Source organism: Achromobacter animicus, assembly GCF_040775605.1.
GTDB lineage: Bacteria > Pseudomonadota > Gammaproteobacteria > Burkholderiales > Burkholderiaceae_B > Achromobacter > Achromobacter animicus.
Genome location: NZ_JAYGJK010000001.1, coordinates 1682024 through 1696226, shown reverse-complemented (window position 1 = coordinate 1696226; position 14203 = coordinate 1682024). Strand labels below are relative to the sequence as shown.

General features: G+C 65.3%; 16 protein-coding genes. 3 read left to right on the top strand and 13 right to left on the bottom strand.

Annotated features, from left to right (window positions below):
• Positions 1-10: 10 nt before the first annotated feature.
• The 9 genes from paaK to paaA all read right to left on the bottom strand — a co-directional run bounded on the left by paaK (position 11) and on the right by paaA (position 8199).
• Entirely contained in the window at positions 11-1324 is a 1314-nt protein-coding gene (gene paaK, locus AB3147_RS07585; protein WP_313697714.1) for a phenylacetate--CoA ligase PaaK, read from the bottom strand.
• Positions 1325-1360: 36 nt separating this feature from the next.
• On the bottom strand, positions 1361-1831 hold the full coding sequence (paaI, locus tag AB3147_RS07580; RefSeq protein WP_056569414.1) for a hydroxyphenylacetyl-CoA thioesterase PaaI: 471 nt from the start codon (positions 1829-1831) through the stop codon (positions 1361-1363).
• Positions 1831-2619: a 2-(1,2-epoxy-1,2-dihydrophenyl)acetyl-CoA isomerase PaaG gene (gene paaG, locus AB3147_RS07575; protein WP_367351673.1), complete on the bottom strand. Its 789-nt coding sequence runs from the start codon at positions 2617-2619 to the stop codon at positions 1831-1833. Before paaG ends, paaI begins: the two co-directional genes overlap by 1 nt.
• 15 nt (positions 2620-2634) lie before the next feature.
• On the bottom strand, positions 2635-4299 hold the full coding sequence (paaN, locus tag AB3147_RS07570) for a phenylacetic acid degradation protein PaaN (RefSeq protein WP_175124706.1): 1665 nt from the start codon (positions 4297-4299) through the stop codon (positions 2635-2637).
• Positions 4300-4346: 47 nt separating this feature from the next.
• On the bottom strand, positions 4347-5435 hold the full coding sequence (gene paaE, locus AB3147_RS07565) for a 1,2-phenylacetyl-CoA epoxidase subunit PaaE (protein WP_175124707.1): 1089 nt from the start codon (positions 5433-5435) through the stop codon (positions 4347-4349).
• A 14-nt stretch (positions 5436-5449) separates the two neighbouring features.
• A complete protein-coding gene (gene paaD / locus AB3147_RS07560) occupies positions 5450-5956 on the bottom strand; it encodes a 1,2-phenylacetyl-CoA epoxidase subunit PaaD (RefSeq protein ID WP_175124734.1) in 507 nt (168 codons plus the stop codon).
• Positions 5953-6717, bottom strand: coding sequence for a 1,2-phenylacetyl-CoA epoxidase subunit PaaC (gene paaC / locus AB3147_RS07555; protein ID WP_312994673.1), 765 nt, complete (start codon positions 6715-6717; stop codon positions 5953-5955). Before paaC ends, paaD begins: the two co-directional genes overlap by 4 nt.
• Positions 6718-6733: 16 nt before the next feature.
• Positions 6734-7018, bottom strand: a complete 285-nt coding sequence (gene paaB, locus AB3147_RS07550; protein WP_006388300.1) for a 1,2-phenylacetyl-CoA epoxidase subunit PaaB — start codon at positions 7016-7018, stop codon at positions 6734-6736.
• 191 nt (positions 7019-7209) lie between these two features.
• Positions 7210-8199: a 1,2-phenylacetyl-CoA epoxidase subunit PaaA gene (gene paaA / locus AB3147_RS07545; protein WP_175124709.1), complete on the bottom strand. Its 990-nt coding sequence runs from the start codon at positions 8197-8199 to the stop codon at positions 7210-7212.
• 172 nt (positions 8200-8371) lie between these two features.
• Here paaA and paaX point away from each other — a divergent pair, with 172 nt between their 5' ends.
• Positions 8372-9301, top strand: a complete 930-nt coding sequence (paaX, locus tag AB3147_RS07540) for a phenylacetic acid degradation operon negative regulatory protein PaaX (protein ID WP_286893134.1) — start codon at positions 8372-8374, stop codon at positions 9299-9301.
• Positions 9302-9320: 19 nt separating this feature from the next.
• On the opposite strand, the gene AB3147_RS07535 is transcribed toward paaX, so the two are convergent.
• Positions 9321-9962, bottom strand: coding sequence for an NAD(P)H-hydrate epimerase (locus AB3147_RS07535; RefSeq protein WP_367351672.1), 642 nt, complete (start codon positions 9960-9962; stop codon positions 9321-9323).
• A 52-nt stretch (positions 9963-10014) separates the two neighbouring features.
• The gene (gene orn / locus AB3147_RS07530; protein ID WP_367351671.1) at positions 10015-10560 is read right to left on the bottom strand and encodes an oligoribonuclease; all 546 of its coding nucleotides are present in this window, start codon (positions 10558-10560) and stop codon (positions 10015-10017) included.
• Positions 10561-10621: 61 nt separating this feature from the next.
• Between orn and AB3147_RS07525 the strand changes: the two genes are divergently transcribed.
• Positions 10622-11872, top strand: coding sequence for a M48 family metallopeptidase (locus AB3147_RS07525; protein WP_367351670.1), 1251 nt, complete (start codon positions 10622-10624; stop codon positions 11870-11872).
• Positions 11869-12771: a ribosome small subunit-dependent GTPase A gene (gene rsgA, locus AB3147_RS07520; RefSeq protein ID WP_175137479.1), complete on the top strand. Its 903-nt coding sequence runs from the start codon at positions 11869-11871 to the stop codon at positions 12769-12771. The genes AB3147_RS07525 and rsgA overlap by 4 nt, the downstream gene beginning before the upstream one ends.
• A 96-nt stretch (positions 12772-12867) precedes the next feature.
• Here the strand turns inward: rsgA and AB3147_RS07515 are convergent, their stop codons facing one another.
• Together AB3147_RS07515 and rplS are read right to left on the bottom strand one after the other, a co-directional pair.
• Positions 12868-13599 carry a CoA pyrophosphatase gene (locus AB3147_RS07515; protein ID WP_175137478.1) on the bottom strand — a complete coding sequence of 244 codons (732 nt, stop codon included), beginning with the start codon at positions 13597-13599 and terminating at the stop codon, positions 12868-12870.
• Between the two features lie 123 nt (positions 13600-13722).
• Positions 13723-14103 carry a 50S ribosomal protein L19 gene (gene rplS, locus AB3147_RS07510; RefSeq protein ID WP_175124715.1) on the bottom strand — a complete coding sequence of 127 codons (381 nt, stop codon included), beginning with the start codon at positions 14101-14103 and terminating at the stop codon, positions 13723-13725.
• Positions 14104-14203: the final 100 nt, after the last annotated feature.

Below are 14203 nucleotides of genomic sequence, written 5' to 3'. Positions count from 1 at the left end.
GACGCGCCCTCTACTTCGGACGCTTGTCGATCACCCGGCGTGCCTTACCGGTCAAGGTGCGTTCGACATGCCCCGCATCCGACACCTGGATCCGCGCGCTCACGCCGATGTGCGTCTTCACGGCATGCTGCAGCTGCTTGCCCAGATTGGCGCGTTCGGCGTCGGACAGGCTCGAGAACTCGGCGCGCACTTCAGTCAGGATTTCCAGCTCGTCCATGTTGCCCGACCGGGACAGCACCAGCTGATAGTGCGGCGCAAGCTGCGCGATCTTCAGGACCAGTTCTTCCACCTGCGTGGGGAACATGTTCACCCCACGCACGATCAGCATGTCGTCGCTGCGGCCGGTGATCTTGCCGATGCGGCGCATGCTGCGCGCGGTGGGCGGCAACAGGCGGGTCAGATCGCGCGTGCGGTAGCGCACGATGGGCATCGCTTCCTTGGTCAGCGACGTGAACACCAGTTCGCCCGGTTCGCCGTCGGCCACCGGTTCGCCGGTATCCGGGTTGATGATCTCGGCATAGAAGTGATCTTCCCAGACTACCGGACCGTCCTTGGTCTCGACGCATTCGCTCGCCACGCCTGGGCCCATCACTTCAGACAGCCCATAGATATCGACCGCGTCGATGCCCGCTTCGGCTTCGATGTCGGCACGCATCTGGCCGGTCCACGGCTCGGCGCCGAAGATGCCGATGCGCAACGAGCTTTGACGCGGGTCGATGCCCTGGCGGCGCTGCTCCTCCAGGATGTTGCAGAAATAGGACGGCGTGACCATGATGATGTCCGGACGGAAATCATTGATCAGCTGCACCTGCTTTTCGGTTTGCCCGCCGGACATTGGAATGACCGTGCAACCCAGGCGCTCGGCGCCGTAGTGCGCGCCCAGACCGCCGGTGAACAGCCCGTACCCATAGGCCACGTGCACGGTATCGCCGGGCTTGCCGCCTGCGGCACGGATCGAACGCGCCACCAGGTTGGCCCAGTTGTCCAGGTCGCCCTGGGTGTAGCCGACCACGGTCGGCTTGCCGGTCGTGCCGCTGGACGCATGAATGCGCGAGATGCGCTCGCGCGGCACGGCGAACATGCCGAACGGATAGTTCTCGCGCAGTTCCTTCTTGGTCGTGAACGGGAACTTCGAAATATCCGACAACTGCTTCAGGTCGTCGGGATGCACGCCGGCTTCGTCGAACGCCTTCTTGTAGTGCGGGACGTTTTCGTACGCATGCTTGAGGGTCCACTTCAAGCGATCGAGCTGCAGGGCCCGCAGCTCGTCCTGGCTGGCATGCTCGATAGGATCCAGTCCCGGCTTGCTCATGGTGTTGGGCATGATGATGTCTCTCTTCTCTTTGGTACGGTGCAGCAGTCAGGCGTCCGTGGGCGTCCCGACGATCTGGCCCTTGATGCGGTAGGAACGCCCCCTGAACAAGGCCACGTTGCGTCCATCCTGATTGGTGACGGTGACGTCATAGACGCCGGTGCGGCCGGCCAGCGAACGCTCCTGGGCGACGGCGGTCAGCAGGTCGCCTTCGAAGCCCGGCGCCAGATAGTCGATCGTGCAGCCCGACGCCACCGTGCTGACGTTGCGCGAATTGCACGAAAACGCGAACGCGCTGTCGGCCAGGGCGAAGATGAAACCGCCATGGCAGGTCTTGTGGCCGTTCAGCATGTCGGGCCGAACGCGCATGGTCAGCCGCGCATAGCCCGGCGCCATTTCCTCGATCTTCATGTCCAGGCCTTGCGTGGCCGCGTCGCCGGCATACATCACCGAGCCCACGGCCTGCGCCAGCGCCTGCGGGTCGGTCGGCACTTCAACGGGGGGAACGTGCACGCTCATCATTGCCCCTTGAACTGCGGTTCACGCTTGCCAAGGAACGCGGCGACGCCTTCGGCGTAGTCCGCGCTCTGGCCCAGTTCGCGCATCATGTCGCGTTCCAGGTCGAGCTGCGTGGACAGGTCATTGGACAAGCTGGCCTGCAGGGCGCGCTTGGTGAACGCCAGGCCTTTGGTGGGCGCGGCCGCGAAATGCGTGGCCAGGCGATCGAGCGTGGCGTCGAATTCCTCGTCAGCCACGCACTGCCAGATCAGGCCCCACTCTTCTGCCTGCTTGGCGCTGAGCTTGTCGCCCAGCATCGCCAGGCCCATGGCCCGCGCGCGGCCCACCAGACGCGGCAGCACGAACGTGCCGCCCGTGTCGGGGATGAGGCCCAGGCGGCAGAACGACTGGATGAAGCTGGCCGAGGCCTTGGCGATGACGATGTCGCCCACGAAGGCCAGATTGGCGCCCGCGCCTGCCGCGACGCCATTGACGCCCACCACGACCGGCATGGGCAAGGCATTGAGGCGGCGCACCAGCGGGCCGTAGAACTTGTCGACGGTCTCACCCAGGTCGGGCGGCGTGCCGTCCGGCGCGGGCTTGCGCTCGCTCAGGTCCTGGCCGGCGCAGAAGCCGCGGCCCGCGCCGGTCAGCACCAGCACGCGCGCGCCCTCGGTTTCGACGCGGGTCAGCGCGTCGGCCACTTCGGCGTGCATGTTGGCCGTGAAGCTGTTCAGCTTGTCCGGGCGGTTCAGCGTCAGGCGCGCAACGCCGCCGGACAGGTCGAATTGAATATCCTGATAGCTCATCTGCGATCGCCCGGCTTAGATGTGACGGCGGGTTTGCACCACGCGGAAGCGGTTCGAGACAAACGCCGTGTCCGACAGCGCGGCATTGGCCGCCGGATTGGCGCCGGTGCCGTGGAAGTCGCTGAAGGCGGCGGTCTGGTTGACGAACACCGCGCCCGTCAGGTTCAGCGAGAGCGACACGCCCGAGACTTCGGCGGCATCCTGCACCTGCTCGGCCACGCGATCATCCGTCGTGTAGGCCGACAGCGACAGCGCGCCGTGCTTGATGACGCTGTCGCGCGCCAGCTGGATGCTGTGAGCGGTGGAATCCGTGGCGACGACAAACGCGATGGGGCCGAACCACTCTTGGCCCAGCGCCGCATTGCCGGCCTCGGTGCGCAGCAGCAGCGGCGTGCGCACGCGGGCGTTTTCGAACTGGGGATGCGCCAGCGTCTTGCTGTCCGCCACAACGGGCAGACCCAGCGCACGGGCTTTCTCGATGCGCTCGACGATGCCTTCGTTCTGGATGGCGCCCGTCAGTTCGACGGCCTTGGCGGCGTCGGCGCCCACCTTTTCCAGCGCCACGCCCAGCGCGGCGGCCACGTCGTCGAAGCTGACACGGCCTTCCGGCGTGTTGATGCCGTCGCGCGGCACGTAGATGTTCTGCGGCGCGGTGCACATCTGACCGGAATACAGGGCCAGCGAGAACGCCAGGTTGCGGGCCACGCCCTTCAGGTCGTTCGTCGAATCGATGATGACCTGGTTCACGCCGGCCTTCTCGGTGTAGACCTGAGCCTGGCGCGCATTGTTTTCGAGCCAGTCGCCGTTGGCGGTGCTGCCGGTGAAGTCAACGATCTTGACGGCCGGGTCCAGCGCCAGCTTCTGCGCGGTGTCGTCGCCTGCCTCGTGGGCGGCCAGTTGCACGACGTCGGGATCGAAGCCCGCTTCCTGCAGCACTTCGCGCGCCACCTTCACGGTGATGGCCAGCGGCAGGATCGCGCCCGGGTGCGGCTTGACGATGACGGTGTTGCCCGTCGCCAGGCTGGCGAAGAGGCCCGGGTAGCCGTTCCACGTCGGGAAGGTCGAGCAGCCGATCACCAGCGCGACGCCGCGCGGCACGACGGTGAACTGCTTTTCCATGCGAATGGGATCGTTCTTGCCCTGCGGCTTTTCCCAGACGGCGATGCCCGGGATGCGCGACATTTCCTGCCAGGCGTACGTCACGGCTTCAAAGCCGCGGTCCTGCGCGTGGGGGCCACCGGCCTGGAAGGCCATCATGAAGCCCTGGCCCGTGGTGTGCTGGACCGCGTAGGCGATCTGGAAGCTGAGCTTGTTCAGGCGCGCCAGGATTTCCAGCGACACGCCCACCCAGGCGTGGGGACCGGCGCGGCGCCAGTCTTCCAGCGCGCGTTTGGAGGCGGCGATCAGCTTGTCCGCCGGCACGCGGGGATACGTGATGCCCAGGTCGAAACCATAAGGAGATTTTTCGCCGCCCACGACGCCGTCGGCATCATGCAGGTTCAGCGGAAAGGGCTTGCCCTGAAGCGCTTCGAAGGCGGCGCGGCCTTCGTCGTTGGCGGTCTCGCCGTAGTTGCGCGGGCTGGGCGACTCAGCAAACGGGCTCCAGTAACCGCGCAGCGCGGCGGCAGCCAGGGATTGTTCCAGCAGGGGCTGGTGACGTTCGAAGAATTTCTGGGACACGCTCATCTCTCCAATAAGTTTTGAATGCTTGCCTGGCGTGCGCCGGGTCAGGTTTCCTGGTCGAAGTCGATGACCAGCCGGTCGCTGACCGGGAAGCTCTGGCAGCTCAGGATGAACCCGCGCGCGACTTCATAATCTTCAAGGGCGAAGTTGGCGTCCATGTCCACCTCGCCTTCAATCACCTTGCAACGGCAGGTGGAACACACCCCGCCCTTGCACGAATACGGCAGTTCAATGCCCTGCGCCAGCGCCGAATCCAGCACGCTGTCCTTGTTCTTGTCGATGACGAACATGCGGCTGTGTCCGTCCTGCACCACGGTGACTTCGCACTGCCCCTTGCCGGGCGCCTGCGGGGCGTCCTGGCCGGTGCGCAGCGCACGCGGCCCCTTGGGTGCGCCGAAGAGCTCGAACTTGATGTTCGACTTGGGGATGCCGCGCGCCTGCAACCGTTCGACCACGCTCTCGGTCATGGTCTGCGGACCGCACACAAAAGCGTAATCGATATCTTCGGGGCTCATCCAGGCCGACATCAGCTGGTCGACCTTGTCGCCATCCAGGCGGCCGTTGAAGAGCTCGATGTCCTGCGTTTCGCGGCTCATCACGTAGACCAGCGAAAAGCGGTCCATGTACAGGTTCTTCAGGTCCTCGATTTCCTCGCGGAACAGCACCGCGGACGACGCGCGGTTGCCGAAGAACAGCGTGAACTTGCTGCGCGGCTCGGTCGACAGCGCCGTCTTGACCAGCGAAAACACGGGGGTGATGCCGCTGCCCACGGCAAACGCCACGTAGTGGCGCTGGTTCTCGGGCGAGAAGTCCACCGTGAAGTTGCCCGCCGGCGCCATGACCTCCAGGGTCTGGCCGGGCTGCAACTCGTGATTGGCCCAGCTCGAGAACACGCCCTCGTCGACCTTCTTGATCGCCACGCGCAAGAGCTTGTCGTGCGGCGCCGAACAGATCGAATACGAACGGCGCAGTTCTTCGCCATTGAGCTGGGTGCGCAGCGTCAGGTATTGGCCGGGCAGGAAGGCGAACTCGTTCGTCAGCGTGTCGGGCAGATCAAAGGTCACGACCACGGCATCGCGCGTATTGCGCGCCACGGACGCCACCTTCAAAGCATGGAATTGGTTCTGGCTCATCTCGAAACCACTCTTTAGTGAGTCTTGAAATAATCGAAGGGCTCGCGGCACGAAACGCAGCGATACAGCGCCTTGCACGACGTCGACCCAAAATTGCTGACCAGCCGCGTGTCGCGCGAGCCGCAGCGCGGGCAGGCGATGGCCGGGGCCGCCGTACGGCGGCTGATGCCCGAAATGTCGATGGCGCGTTCAGCGGGCGCGGCGATGCCGTAGCCCTTGAGCGCCTCGCGCCCTTTTTCGCTCATCCAGTCGGTCGTCCAGGCGGGCGCAAGACGCGTCTCCACCCGGACCTCGGACACGCCGTGGCGTTCGAGCGTCTGGCGGATGTCCTGCGTGATCTCGCGCATGGCTGGGCAGCCCGAATAGGTGGGCGTGATGACGACGACACAGGCGTCACCGTCCCACGACACTTCACGCACCACGCCCAGGTCCACCACGGACAGCACGGGGATCTCGGGGTCCGGGACCTCCTGCAGCCAGGCAAAGACCTGGTCGGCGGAAATGGGCGCCAGCGCGTTCACCACGTGGCTCCCGGGTAGGCGCGGTGCAGATGCTGCATCTCGGCCAGCACGTAGCCCAGCGCCTCGGTGTGCTTGCCCTGGCGGCCGCCGCGATGCGCGGCATGGTTGGCGGCGGCTTCGTCGGGAACGGTCAGCGTGGCTTCTTCCAGCACTTCGCGCACGTGCGCAAGCCACGGCTGGCGCAGCGCAGACAGGGCACAGCCGATACCGCGCGCCGCGACGTCCTGGTCGATGGCGTCGTCGGTGAAGAGCTCGCCCGTGAAACGCCAGGCGTCATCGATGGCGGCCTGCATCTTGGCGTGGCTTTCCGCCGTGCCATCGCCCAGGCGCACCACCATGTCCGAGGAGCGGCGCACGTGATAGGTCACTTCCTTGAGCGACTTGGCCGCGATGGCCGCGACACGCTCATCCGTGGACGCCTCCAGGCGCTGCAGAAGGAAGTAGTGCCAGACGTCGAACAGGAACTGCCGCGCCATCGTGTCGGCGTAGTTGCCGTTGTCGCGCTCGACCAGCAGCGCGTTGCGGAACTCGTGCGTGTCGCGCAGGTAGGCCAGCGCGTCCTCGTCACGGCCCGCGCCTTCGACCTCGCCGGCCAGCGTCAGCCACATGCGGGCCTGGCCCAGCAGGTCGAGCGCGGTATTGGTCAGCGCCAGGTCCTCTTCCAGGATGGGACCGTGGCCCGTCCAGGCGCCCAGCCGCTGCGACAGGATGAGCGACGTGTCGCCCAGGCGCAGCAGGTATTCAAACAATGCTTTGTCCATGTCTCCCCCACCCGCCTTACATGTGCTTGATTTCTTCGGGCATCGGGAAGAAGGTCGGATGCCGGTAGACCTTGCTGTTGGCCGGCTCGAACAGCGGATCCTTGTCGCCCGGGCTGCTGGCCGAAATATCCGACGCACGCACCACCCAGATGCTCAGACCCTCGTTGCGGCGCGTGTACACGTCGCGGGCGTGATTGATCGCCATTTCCGCATCCGGCGCGTGCAGGCTGCCCACGTGCTTGTGCGCCAGGCCGTGCTGGCTGCGGATGAAGACTTCCCACAGAGGCCAGTCTTTGCTCATGATGGATTTCCTCTAGTGCCGGGTGCGCAGTGCACGGCCGGTCTGCAATAAATGAATTAGGACTGCGAATGCCTGATGTGCCCAATCCCGAAGCGCAGCGAGGGCCAGCGGGGCCGCGCGGATCCGGGCTCCGCCGGTCCGCTGCGGCGCCCCCCTGGGGGGGAAGCGCGCAGCGCTCCGGGGGGGGGACCTCAAGCGGCTTTACGGGCGGACTGCTTGTCGGCGTAGGCGACTAGCGCGTCGCGCACCCAGGCGCCGTCCTCATGCGCCTTCACGCGCGCGGCAAGCCGTTCGCGGTTGCACGGACCATTGCCCTTGAGCACGGCGTAGAACTCCGTCCAGTCGATTTCGCCGAAGTCGTAGTGACCGCGCTCGGCGTTCCACTTCAGATCGGGATCCGGCACGGTCAGGCCCAGGTACTCGGCCTGCGGCACGGTCTGGTCCACCATCTTCTGGCGCAGCTCGTCGTTGGAGAAGAGCTTGATCTTCCAGGCCATCGATTGGGCGCTGTTGGGCGAATCCGCATCCGACGGGCCAAACATCATCAGCGCGGGCCACCACCAGCGGTTGAGCGAGTCCTGGACCATCGCCTTCTGTTCGGGCGTGCCGTGCAGGCACATCTGCATGAGCAGGTCGTAACCCTGGCGCTGATGGAAGGACTCTTCCTTACAGACGCGCACCATGGCGCGCGCATACGGGCCGTAGGAACAGCGGCACAGCGGGATCTGGTTGATGATCGCCGAGCCGTCGACCAGCCAGCCGATCATGCCGATGTCGGCCCAGCTCAGCGTGGGGTAATTGAAGATGCTGGAGTACTTGGCGCGGCCGGCGTGCAGGTCGTCGATCAGGTCGTCGCGCGACACGCCGAGGGTTTCGGCGGCGCTGTACAGGTAGAGCCCGTGGCCCGCCTCGTCCTGCACCTTGGCCAGAAGGATGGCCTTGCGCTTGAGGGACGGCGCGCGGGTGATCCAGTTGCCTTCCGGCAGCATGCCCACGATTTCCGAGTGCGCGTGCTGCGAAATCTGCCGCACCAGCGTCTTGCGGTAGGCCTCGGGCATCCAGTCCTTGGCCTCGATGCGGACGCCGTCGTCGATGCGCCGCTGGAACGTCTGTTCCAGGCCTTCAAGCTGGTCCGCGGTCTTGACCTGCTTGACGCCGGTTTCGACGAGTTGAGCGTACATAGTTGTCTCCTTGAGACGGTTTGCGAAAACGCAAAGCAAACGCTGCGCAGTGCCGTCATGTCATGAGACGATTATTTAATACAAAAAAATCATTGTCAAACTCAAATCTGTATCACATTGGATTTATGTATCATATCCGGCATCCCGATATCGGCCGTCCGCGGCCCTCCTCATGGCAAACCCTCAGTCGACCCTGGAACGCGCTCTGTCCCGCTTATTGAAAAGCGATCCGCCCCGCGCGAAATCGCTCTGCGTCAGCGTGCTGGGCGATGCATTGGCTCCGCACGGCGGCGCCATCTGGCTGGGCAGCCTGATCGAGCTTCTGGCCCCGCTCGGGATCAACGAACGCCTGCTGCGCACCAGCGTCTTTCGTCTGGTGGCGCAAAACTGGCTGCAATCCGAACGCCACGGCCGGCGCAGCCTCTACCTGATCTCCGAGCAGGGCTTGCGCCACACGTCGCACGCGTCGCAGCGCATTTACGTGGGCGGCGCCAAGGAATGGAACGGGGAATGGACGCTGGTCGCGCTGCCGCGCACAGGCAACGGACTGGCTGAACGCGGCGAGCTGCGCCGCGAATTGACATGGGAAGGCTTCGGCATGATCGCGCCGGGGCTGTTTGCGCATCCGCATACCGAGGCGCGCGCCGCGCACGACATTCTTGAAAAGCTGGGCATCCCGGACCGGGCGCTGGTGCTGTCGGCTCGCGACCTGGCCGGCGCCGGCGGGCTGCCGATCGCCAGCCTGGCCACGCAATGCTGGAACCTGGACGACGTGGCCGAGCAATACCGCCAGTTCTCGCGCAACTTCGGCCCGTTGGAAAAGCTGCTGGACGAGGCGCCCTCGCCCGCCGAGGCGTTCACCGTACGCGTCATGGTGCTGCACAACTGGCGCCGGATCGTGCTGCACGATCCGCAACTGCCTGCCCCCATGCTGCCCGACAACTGGCCGGGCCACGCCGCGCGGGAATTGTGCGGACGGCTCTACTGGAAGGTGTTCGATCCCTCCGAAACCCACCTGAATGCCCTGGCCGGGCAGGACAACGAACGCTACCGCCCCCTGTCGTCCGAAGTCGAATCGCGCTTTGGCGGCCGGCCAGCCTGACGGCCGGCGCGTTGCGGGCTTAGCGGCGCGGGCTGTCCTCGCCGGCCATGACGATGCCCAGCGTGTCGACGTGGCATTCTCCCGCCGCCTCGCGTCCTGCGCCGGCCAGCGTGAGTCCACGGCATGCCGCAATGAACGACAACGTCCATCGCGCCCGGATCGGGCGGCCCAGCGCCACGCCGGTGTCGGCATCAATGCCGCTGGGCACATCCAGCGCCAGCACCGGAACCTGCCACGCATTGACCGTGTCGATCAGGGATTGCCACGCGGCATCGAGCGGACGGTTCAAGCCGATGCCGAACAGCCCGTCAATGACCAGCCCCTGAAACGGCCCGGCCGGCAACACGGCGTGCGTCCGGGATGCTCCGCCCGCGGCCAGCCAGCGGTCCCAGGCGCGCGCTGCATCAGCAGGCAGCCTGTCTGGCCCCGACGGCAGCACCACGAGGACATCCAGGCCGCGCGCCAGCAATAGCGCAGCCGCTTCCAATGCGTCCCCGCCGTTATTGCCGGGCCCGGCCAGCGCCAGAATCGACGTGCCGGCCGGCGCCCGCGCCGCGACGAAGCCGGCCGCCGCCGCGCCGGCCAGCGGCATCAGCGCACGCCCCGTGGCCAGGGCGCGCTGTTCGGCTTGGCGGATCTGCGCGACGGAGTAGGACGGCATGACAGTCGGGTGCGGCCAAAGTCCGTGGGAACCGGCCGGTCCCCCGACGGTCTCAGACCTTCAGGAAATGCTCGCGGTAATACTTGAGCTCGTCGATGGACTCGTAGATGTCGGCCAGCGCTTCGTGGCGGCTCTTTTTCTCGAATCCCTTGTAGACGGTGGGGGCCCAGCGGCGCGCCAGCTCCTTGAGCGTGCTGACGTCCAGGTTGCGGTAATGGAAGAACTGTTCCAGACGCGGCATGTAGGCAAACATGAAGCGGCGGTCCTGGCTGATGGTGTTGCCGCACATGGGCGATTTGCCCGCCGGCACATGCTGCGCAAGAAACGCCAACAGCGTATCCTCTGCCTCTGCCTCGGTCACGGTGGACGCCTTGACCTTGTCGATCAGCCCGCTCTTGCCGTGGGTCGACTTGTTCCAGTTGTCCATCGCGTCGAGCAGGCTGTCGGACTGATGCACGACGATCACCGGACCTTCGGCCACGACCGTCAGGTCAGGCTCGGTCACCACGACGGCGACTTCGATGATGCGTTCTTTTTCGGGGTCCAGCCCCGTCATTTCCATGTCAAGCCAGATCAGGCGGTTTTCGTTCGCAGCCATATAATTTGCCTTTAAAACGCGCGATTTTCGCACATCCCTTCTTGAGCAAAACGCTTTGCCCATGTTCACACTGCTGTTCGTTGCCTTCCTGCTGACCGATATTGCCGTGCGCATGTGGCTGGCGTCTCGCCAGATCCGCCACGTCGCCCGCAATCGCGACCAGGTGCCCGCGGAATTCTCCCATCGCATCGGGTTGACCAGCCATCAGCGGGCGGCGGATTACACCGTGGCGCGGGTTCGGCTGGGCATGCTCGAGCGCACCTATGACGCCCTGGTGCTGGTCGCCCTGACGCTGCTGGGCGGCCTGCAGTTCATCGACCTGATGGTCAGCCAGCTTACCAGCAACGACTTCGTGCGGCAGATGCTGCTGCTGGTGGTGGTTGCGCTGGTGCTGGGCCTGCTCGGTCTGCCCTTCACGCTTTGGCGGCAGTTCAAGCTGGAGGCGCGTTTTGGTTTCAACCGCATGACGCCGGCGCTGTTCGTCGCCGACGCCGCCAAGGGTCTCCTTGTTGCGGCGGTATTGGGCCTGCCGCTGGCCGCCGCGGTGCTTTGGCTGATGGGCAGCGCCGGCGCCTACTGGTGGATCTGGGCCTGGGCGCTATGGACCGTGTTCAACCTGGCCCTGCTGATCATCTACCCGATGTTCATCGCCCCGCTCTTCAACAAATTCACGCCGCTGTCCGACCCTGAACTGGCCGGCCGCATCCAGCGTCTGGCGCAGCGCTGCGGCTTTGCCCTGAATGGCCTGTTCGTCATGGACGGCTCGCGCCGCTCGGCCCACGGCAATGCGTATTTCACGGGCTTCGGAAAATCCCGCCGCATCGTGTTCTTCGATACCTTGCTGGCCCGCCTGAACGCCGACGAAATCGAGGCCGTGCTGGCGCACGAGCTGGGGCATTTCGCCAAGCGCCACATCATCAAGCGCGTGATCTTCAGCTTTGCCGCCGCGCTGGTGTTCTTTGCCATCCTGGGCTGGATCGCGCAGCAACCGTGGTTCTATGTGGGCCTGGGCGTAATGCCGCAATTGGGCGGCCGCAACGACGCAATGGCGCTGCTGCTGTTCTTCCTGGTCATTCCTGTATTCACCTTCATGCTGACGCCGCTGGCCAGCTGGTACTCGCGCCGCGACGAATTCGAAGCGGACCGCTATGCCGCCGAGCAAAGCTCGCCGGACCGTCTGGTCTCCGCGCTGGTCAAGCTGTACGACGACAACGCTGCAACCCTGACGCCCGACCCTGTGCATTCCGCCTTTTACGACAGTCACCCTCCTGCCGCCGTGCGCATCCGCCACCTGATGGCGGCCGCCGCATGAGCGCGCCGATGGAAGGCCGCATCATCGCCGCGCATGGCCGCCACTACACCGTGGAATTGGCCGATGGGGCCCTACGCAAGTGCTTCCCGCGCGGCAAGAAAACCGGTGCCGCAGTGGGCGATCGGGTCAAGATCACGCCGCAAGGCAAGGACGAAGGCGCCATCGACGCCATTCTGCCCCGCAGCAACCTGCTCTATCGTTCCGACGAAATGCGGTCCAAGCAGTTTGCATCCAACGTCGACCAGTTGCTGATCGTCGTGGCTGTCCGGCCCACCTTTTCGGACGACCTGACCGGCCGCGCGCTGGCGGGCGCATGGAGCGCCGGCATCGCGCCCCTCATCATCCTGAACAAGACGGACCTGACCGACGAGCTGCCGGCCGCGCGCGCGCGGCTCGCGCCCATCGCGGCGCTGGGCGTGGACATCATCGAACTGAGCGCGCTCGAGCCCGAGAAAGTCCACACGTTGCTGGCGCCGCGCCTGGCCGGCCGCACGAACCTGCTGCTGGGACAGAGCGGCATGGGCAAATCCACGCTGCTCAACGCGCTGGTGCCGGATGCCGCCGCAGCGACGCGCGAGCACTCCACCGCGCTGGACATGGGCAAGCACACGACCACCAGCACCCGGCTCTACCATTTGCCGGCGCCGGGGGGCGACCTGATCGATTCACCGGGGTTCCAGGCCTTCGGTCTGCATCACCTGACGCGGGATGACATCATTCGCGGGTTTCCGGAGTTCACGCAGCCCATCGAGGAATGCCGCTTCTACAACTGCACGCACCGCCACGAACCCGGGTGCGGGGTGGTGGCGGCGCTGCAGAGCGGCAGGATCGATCCGGCGCGCTACGCGCTGTACGAACGCATCCTTGAAGAAAACCTGGCGGGCCAGCAGCGCTACTGACGCTTGCCGCGCCCCCCATTGAAAACGGCCCCATCGGGGCCGTTTGCTTGTGCGGGCCTGCACGCCCGATCGTTCCGAAGCGGATTCAAAGGCCAATCAGCGTGGCGTGAATCCGTGGCGCAGCAAGTGATAGAGGTTGCGCAGCATGCCCGCAGTGGCGCCCCAGATGAAGTGCTTGCCGTACGGCATGCCGTAATACTGGCGCACCCGTCCGTCATCGAGCCGGGCTTCATAAAGGCGATGATTGGCCGGGTCCATCAGGAACGACAACGGCACCTCGAACACCTCGGCCACTTCGAACGCGTCGGGCGCCAGTTCAAAACCCGGCCGCACCAGCGACACCACGGGAATGATCGAAAAGCCGGTCGCCGTCAGGTACGGCGGCATGCTGCCCAGGACTTCGACATGATTGGCCGGCAGGCCCGTTTCTTCTTGGGCTTCGCGTAGCGCCGCGTCCACCGGCGTGGCGTCGCTGGTCTCGATGCGACCGCCGGGAAAGCTGATCTGGCCCGCGTGATCGTGCAGATGCGCCGCGCGCTGCGTCAGCATGATGTTCACGCCCTCGTCGCGCGTCACCAGCGGGATCAGCACGGCAGCGGGCACAGGCGTGCCCTCGCGGCCGGGATAGCGAAGATCGTTGTCGCGCGACAGCTCCAGCGTCCAGGTGGACGGCTGGCTCAGCGTGCCGCGCAGGGAATCCGGCGTCAGCAGGCGGGTGGGCACGGGCGGCAGCGATTCGTTGGCCACCACCCACGGTTGCGTCGCCGGATCGAATCCGGGGCGCGCCAGCGGCCGTCGAGGCCGCGCGGAGGACGAGGTTTCAGACATACGCTCAGAAGTAAGAAAAAAGGCACCCTCGCAGGTGCCTTTTTAACCCGGAAAACCGTGCCGGACGGAAACGCGGATTGGCGTGAACGTCCGACACTGTCAGGGCCGTGTACCGATAAGCGATCAAGCCGCGGGGGCTTGCTTGCTGACCAGCTTTTCCTTGATGCGAGCCGACTTGCCCGAGCGCGAGCGCAGGTAGTACAGCTTGGCGCGGCGCACGTCGCCGCGGCGCTTCACTTCGATGCTGGCGATTTGCGGCGAGTACAGCTGGAACGTACGTTCCACGGCTTCACCCGACGAAATCTTGCGCACGGTGAACGCGGAGTTCAGGCCGCGATTGCGCTTGGCGATAACAACGCCTTCGAAAGCCTGCACGCGCTTGCGGGTGCCTTCAACGACGTTGACGCTCACGATGACGGTGTCACCAGGAGCAAATTCAGGCTTGGCTTGACCGCCGGTCAGACGGGCAATTTCTTCCTGTTCCAGGATAGCGATGAGGTTCATGTGAACTCCTAGATCATCATGTCTTTGCGGACTAAAACTTTTGCCGATCGATGTTGTTCACGCCCGGCTTTCGCGTGGCCCAGGATTCCAGACTGAAGAA